This window comes from Streptomyces sp. NPDC031100, assembly GCF_055570785.1.
On sequence record NZ_JBVIGN010000013.1, the window covers coordinates 273,845 to 279,844 of the forward strand.

Here is a 6,000-nt window from a genome sequence, read left to right on the forward strand (position 1 = left end):
GGCCTGGCGAGTTCTTCCCGACGTTCGCCAGTGATCCTAGTGGGATGAGTCATGGAATATCAGATATATGTCGCACGCCATGACACCAACGGGTCAGCGGCGCCGCCGGTCTCAGACACCATCGAGGCCGCATTCGGCCCAGATGACCTTGCCCTGCGGGAGGTAGCGCGTACCCCAGCTCTGTGCCAGCTGCGCGACCAGGAACAGGCCCCGGCCGCCCTCGTCGGTGGTGGCCGCCCGGCGCAGGTGCGGGGCGGTGTTGCTGGTGTCGGAGACCTCGCAGATCAGGGTGCGGTCGTGGAGCAGTCGTACGCGGACGGGCCCGCAGCCGTGGCGGATGGCGTTGGTGACCAGCTCGCTCAGCATCAGCTCCGCGGCGAACGCGGCCTCGTCGAGTCCCCAGTCGGCCAGCTGCCGCATCGCGGCGGCGCGGACCTCACTGACCAGGGCCGGATCGGCGGGCAGGTCCCAGGTGGCGATCCGGTCGGGGTCCAGGGCATGGGTGCGTGCGACGAGCAGGGCGATGTCGTCGCAGGGGTGGGCGGGCGCCACGGTGTCCAGGACCGCCTGACAGGTCTCCTCGGGCGTGTGCTCCGGGTGGGCCAGGGCTCCGCGCAGCTGGTCGAGGACCACATCGACGTCGCGGTCCCGGTCCTCGATCAGACCGTCGGTGTAGAGGACCAGCCGGCTGCCCTCGGGGAGGCCGATCTCTGCGGCTTCGAAGGGCAGGCCTCCGAGGCCGAGGGGAGGCCCGGCGGGCAGGTCGGGGAACGACACCGTGCCGTCGGGGCGGACCAGCGCGGGGGGAGGATGCCCGGCGCGGGCCATGGTGCACTGCTGCGTGGTCGGGTCGTAGACGGCGTACAGGCAGGTCGCGCCGATGATGCCCGCTTCGTCGGCGGCGGGGTCCTCCCGGTCCAGGCGTCCCACCAGGTTGTCGAGGTGGGTGAGGACTTCGTCCGGGGGGAAGTCGAGTTCGGCGAAGCTGCGTGCTGCGGTGCGCAGCCGGCCCATGGTGGCGGCGGAGAGCATGCCGTGGCCGACGACGTCCCCGACCAGGAGACCCATACGGGTGCCGGAGAGGGGGATGACGTCGTACCAGTCCCCGCCCACGTCGGATTCGGCGGGCAGATAGCGATGGGCGATCTCGACGGTGTCCTGGTCGGGCAGACCGTGCGGGAGCAGGCTGCGCTGCAGGGCGAGGACCATGGTGCGTTCGCGGGTGTAGCGCCGGGCGTTGTCGATGGACAGGGCGGCGCGGGCGGCGAGTTCCTGGGCCAGCGAACGGTCGTCGTCGCCGAAATGGGCGGGGTCCTGCCCGCGGTAGAAGCCGGCGACGCCCAGGACGACGCCGCGGGCGACCAGGGGGACCGCGATCAGGGAGTGGACGTGGGCCAGCAGTTCCTCGGTGTGCTCGGGATCGTGGGCGAGCCAGCCCGCGGCGGCCTTCAGGTCCGGTTCCAGCACCGCCTGCCCGCTGGTCAGGCAGCGCAGCTGCGGCGTGGTCGGGCCGAAGTCGACCCGTTTGCCGACGGGGTGGAACGGAAGATCGTCGCGGATGCCATGGAGCACCGTCCTGCACAGGTCGCTGCGGGGGTCGGCGGACTCCTCTCCGCGCAGTACGGCCTCGGGCAGGTCGATCGTGACGTAGTCGGCGAGCTGTGGCACCGCCGTCTCCGCGAGTTCCTGGGCGGTCCGGCGCACGTCCAGGGTGGTGCCGATGCGCGTGCTGGCCTCGGACAGCAGCTCCAGGCGGCGTCGTGCGGCGAGGGCGTACTGCCCCACCTGTGGCTCCCCCACCAGCACGAGCCCTCTCGCCGCGGGAGGGGAGGCACGATGATCGTGCCTCGCTGCGACGGGAGCGGCTCCGGACGGCGGGACGACAGGGGAGGCGGCAGGCTCGGCGGGCTGGCCCGGCAACTCGTCGACCCGCCGCGGGACGACGACGGGCTCCCGTGGCGAGGGGTCGGGCAGGACGGCCTCGATGGCCAGGCCCTCCACCCCGGTGGCACTCGTCATCGGACGGCTCACCAACGTGACACGCCGGCCGTCGGGCAGGGGGACATGGACGGCGGCCCGCTGCGCACAGGAGATCAACTCGGTGGCCCTCTCCATGAGGATCGCGTGGTCATGGGGGTGCTGTCCGAGGGCCAGTTCGTCCAACCCGATGCTGTGGTGGAGGCCGACGGCGGCTTCGGCCTCGGCGTCCAGGTACGCCTGCAGCAGAGCGCGCTCGCGTTCGGAGCTCTGCCGCAGCAGCCGCCGTTCGATGGCCTGGGCCGCCTTGCGTATCACGGCTGCCAGCGCGGGGTCGTCGAAGCTGCGCGGATAGCCGAGGCACAGGACACCCTCGATGCGGCCGCTGAGGGGGTCGCGGACCGGGAGGGCGCGGCAGGCGCTGCCCTGGGAGCGCTCGGCGAAGTGCTCGGCGCCGCAGACCTGGATGAGCTTGCGCTCGGCCAGCGCGAGGCCGATGCCGTTGGTGCCGGCGACCTGCTCGGCGAACACGAATCCCGGCACGCGCTGGATCGCCGGGAGGCTCCTGGCGAAGGACGCCTCGCCGAAGCGGCGCAGGAGGACCGTTCCGCTTTCATCGGCGACGCAGATGTTCATGCTGCTGCCGGCGAACCTGGACTGCAGTCGGTCGAGCACCGGCACGGCCGCGCGGACGATCCGGGCGTCCGGATCGAAGTCGTCCCGGAAGGGGAGGTCGGACTGGTCCGGCGAGAGCCCCAGGGACCGGCAGCGCTGCCACGAATTCGAGATGGACGCGCGCACGCCCGCTTCGACCGGCTCACCCTCCAGAAACCGCTCACGCGAACGAACGGGCCCCGCGCCGCCTGTCGCACGCCCCGTCGGCATAGGTGCCCCGCCGGACCGAACCACGCTTCGCCTCACCCGCGCCCACGATAGTCCGCTTTTCGGAAACAATCTGACATATATGAGAATACGGACATTCGGTCATTTGGGGGGTCGGCGGGCGGGCCCGTCCCGCCCGGGATGTTCAGCGGCGCCACGACCAGCAGTCCAGCAGTGGTACGGCGCCCAGGTGATCTCCTTCGCACGCGTGGCTTGTACTCACCGTTCTCCGGGGTGACGCGGGGGAGCGTGGGCAGGTTCACCCGGTTGGCGGCGCTGTTCCCGGCAGGGGGCGAGGCCCGGCCCTCGTGCCGTTCACCGTGTTCGGCGACCCGCGGTCCCTGTGTCGTCGGGTGTGCGGGGTGCTTTCGCGTCGGTGGTCCGCGTGTGTCCCTGCCCCAGAAGGTGACCCTCCGTTTGCGGCCGGGGCGACGCCAACTTAGCTTCGGTGCGTCGGTATGTACCGATAAGGCCCACATAGAGAACTATGTCGGCTTTCCATGGCATCGAACGGAGCATTCATGTCGGTGATGACCGGTACCCAACCCCTGCAGCAGTTCGGCCAGCAGGCCGGCGCCCCGCAGCAGCAGATCGCTCAGGTCGTCCAGCAGACGATCCAGCAGGCCTGTCAGCAGGCGAGCATCCAGATCGCGCAGCGCATGCAGCAGACGCTGCAGCACATCCAGCAGGTCCAGCAGCAGCTCCAGCAGCAGGGCATGGCCCACCAGGCGCACCCGTACCTGGCCGTTGCGCTGCACCACACGCTGCAGCAGGGCGTCCGGAGTGCGGTGGAGCAGTCCGTGCAGCAGGCGCTGCCGACCGCAGTCGTGGCGCTGCTCCAGCAGAGCCAGCTGGGTCAGCAGGGTCAGCCGGGCCAGCAGCAGTGGGGTGGCGGGTACGGCCCGCAGGCCTACGGCCAGCAGTTCCCGCAGTACCAGCAGCCCGGCTTCGGCTTCGGCCAGATGGGCGGCCAGCCCTTCGGTATCGGCTGATGCACGGCTGACGTAGGCGGCGCGCGATGCGGTGTGCCCAGGAACTGATTCCCGGGCACACCGCATCCTCGTGGAAGCGCGAGCCGCCCGTCACCGGATCAGGAGTACGAGGACGACGACATAGACGTGGTGAAGGTGGACGTAATGGCCAAGGAAAGGTCCGGAAACAACCGCGAGAGCGGGTCCGAGGGCGCGGGGGTCGGCGGGCCGGGACCCGAGGGCAAACAAGAGGCGGGGCCGCGCGGCAAGGGCGCGCCGTCGCCGATCGCGGTACAGCCGCGCCGATCGCGGTACATGGTGACACCGCTGCCGCAGCAACTCCTCCCCCCGGGTGTTCCGGAAGTCGGCATGGATGCGGTGTGCGACCGGCTGGCTCGGATGCCGGAGGTCACGGTGATCCGCAGACTCCGGCCGTCGGAGAAGCTGCAGTCGGCGGGGCTGCCCCCCTCCTGCCCGGAGATCGCGGTCGTCGAGGCGGCCGAGGCCCAGGTACCCGTGATGCGGTCGCTGCACGTGCACATCGAACCGGACCTGCCGCTGTCCGGATCCGTACCCCTGGCCACGCAGATCGCCGGCATGCCGCCGCTGCGCGATCCGGGGCTGGTCATGCCCCTGGAACAACCCGTGGAGATCGCGCTGCGCGTCTGCGGACCGGACGGCGAACCGCTGGCGGGTGCGGGGGTGTTCCTGATCGGGGCGACCTGGCCCGGCCAGGGCATCACCGGAGCCGACGGCACGGTCACCGTCACCCTGGCGACCGAGACCGAACATTCCATCCAGTCCCTCTACGTCCGGCCGACGGGCGGGTACGCGGACCGCTGGATCCATCGCCCCGACCTGTCGGCGACCCAGGAGAACCTCGTCACCCTCACCCCGCTGGCCAAGGTGTACCCGGAACTGGAGCAGCGGCAGCAGTACGGCTGGGGCCAGCAGGCGATGCGGCTGGACCGGCTGCCGCCCACGTTCCGCGCCTTCGGAGTGCGGATCGGGGTCATCGGTACGGGCGTCAGCGTCGAACACCCCGATCTGAAACAACGGGTGCGCTCGGGTGTGGATCTGGTGGGCGGTACGGACGAGGGCTGGGCCCACGACACGGTGGGCACTGGCACCCACGCGGCGGGCGTCATCGCCGGAGCGGACACCGGCAAGGGCGTCATCGGCATCGCCGTCGACGCCGAGATCGAGGTCTGCCAGGTGCTGCCCGACGGCCACTTCAGCGACCTGATCGCAGCCCTGGACCACTGCATCGAGCGCGAGGTCGACATCGCCCACATCGCGGTGGCGACCCCGTACCCCTCGGCGCTCGTCTCCCGCAAACTCGCCGACGCAGGCGCCGCGGGCATCGCCTGCGTCGCCCCGGCAGGCGACACCGGCGGACCGGTCTCCTTCCCCGGCACACTGCCCACGGTGTTCACCGTCGGCGCGCTGGGGGTCTTCGGCTCGTATCCGCCCGACACCTCCCAAGCAACCCACACGGGGCCGCCGTTGAGCCCGGAAGGGCTTTTCGCCGCACCCTTCAGCTGCTACGGCCCCGGAGTGGATGCGGCCGCCCCCGGCGTGGCGGTCCTGTCATGCGCCCCGCAAGGCGGCTACACGGCCCTCGACGGAACCGGTACGGCCTCCGCGCACGTCGCCGGACTCGCCGCGCTCGTTCTCGCCCACCACGAGGACTTCCACGGCCAGTTGCTGCCTCGCGGCCCCGGCCGGGTGCAGCACCTGTTCGAGATCATCGCGGCAAGCTGCCGCCAACTGGCCGCTCCGGGAACCCTGGAGGCGGTCCGCGTCGGACGGGGCTTGCCCGATGCACTCGTCGCCCTCGGTCTGGCTCCCGGAGTGCAGCTCGCCCCGGCCCTGTCGCCGTACACCGCGGCCATGTCCGGCTAGGGCCTGTTGCGAAAGTCCCGTCGTCCGCCCGGAGGGCGGGCCCGGCGGCGTCCGGTGCGTGCTCTCGGCGTGCCGGGTGCAGGCCCTCGTACTGGACGTACTTGGGTCTGCGCCCGGTGCGGCGAGAGTGCGTGCCGGGCGTCGCCGGGCAGGCGGGACTTTCGCAACAGGCCCTAGGTGTATTGACCCGCAGGGTTGTTCACGCGGGTGATGGGTGGCTGGCCGCCGAGTGCGGTGTGGCAGCGGTGGTGGTTGTAGGTGTGGA

The 6,000-nt window shown here is 71.2% G+C and carries 3 protein-coding genes; 2 read left to right on the forward strand and 1 reads right to left on the reverse strand.

The window, feature by feature from the left end; translation table 11 throughout:
* Positions 1–111: 111 nt before the first annotated feature.
* Positions 112–2,886, reverse strand: a complete 2,775-nt coding sequence (locus ACZ5DS_RS32915) for a SpoIIE family protein phosphatase (RefSeq protein WP_468245835.1) — start codon at positions 2,884–2,886, stop codon at positions 112–114.
* 494 nt (positions 2,887–3,380) lie between these two features.
* Here ACZ5DS_RS32915 and ACZ5DS_RS32920 point away from each other — a divergent pair, with 494 nt between their 5' ends.
* Complete coding sequence (locus ACZ5DS_RS32920) at positions 3,381–3,851, forward strand: hypothetical protein (RefSeq protein ID WP_468245838.1); 471 nt, start codon at positions 3,381–3,383, stop codon at positions 3,849–3,851.
* 144 nt (positions 3,852–3,995) lie between these two features.
* Entirely contained in the window at positions 3,996–5,735 is a 1,740-nt protein-coding gene (locus ACZ5DS_RS32925; RefSeq protein ID WP_468245840.1) for a S8 family serine peptidase, read from the forward strand.
* Positions 5,736–6,000 lie beyond the last annotated feature (265 nt).

Excerpts from the sequence above, each read along its gene's own strand:
- ACZ5DS_RS32925 (WP_468245840.1), top strand. The coding sequence starts at position 3,996 with ATGGCCAAGGAAAGGTCCGGAAACAACCGCGAGAGCGGGTCCGAGGGC.
- ACZ5DS_RS32920 (WP_468245838.1), top strand. The coding sequence starts at position 3,381 with ATGTCGGTGATGACCGGTACCCAACCCCTGCAGCAGTTCGGCCAGCAG.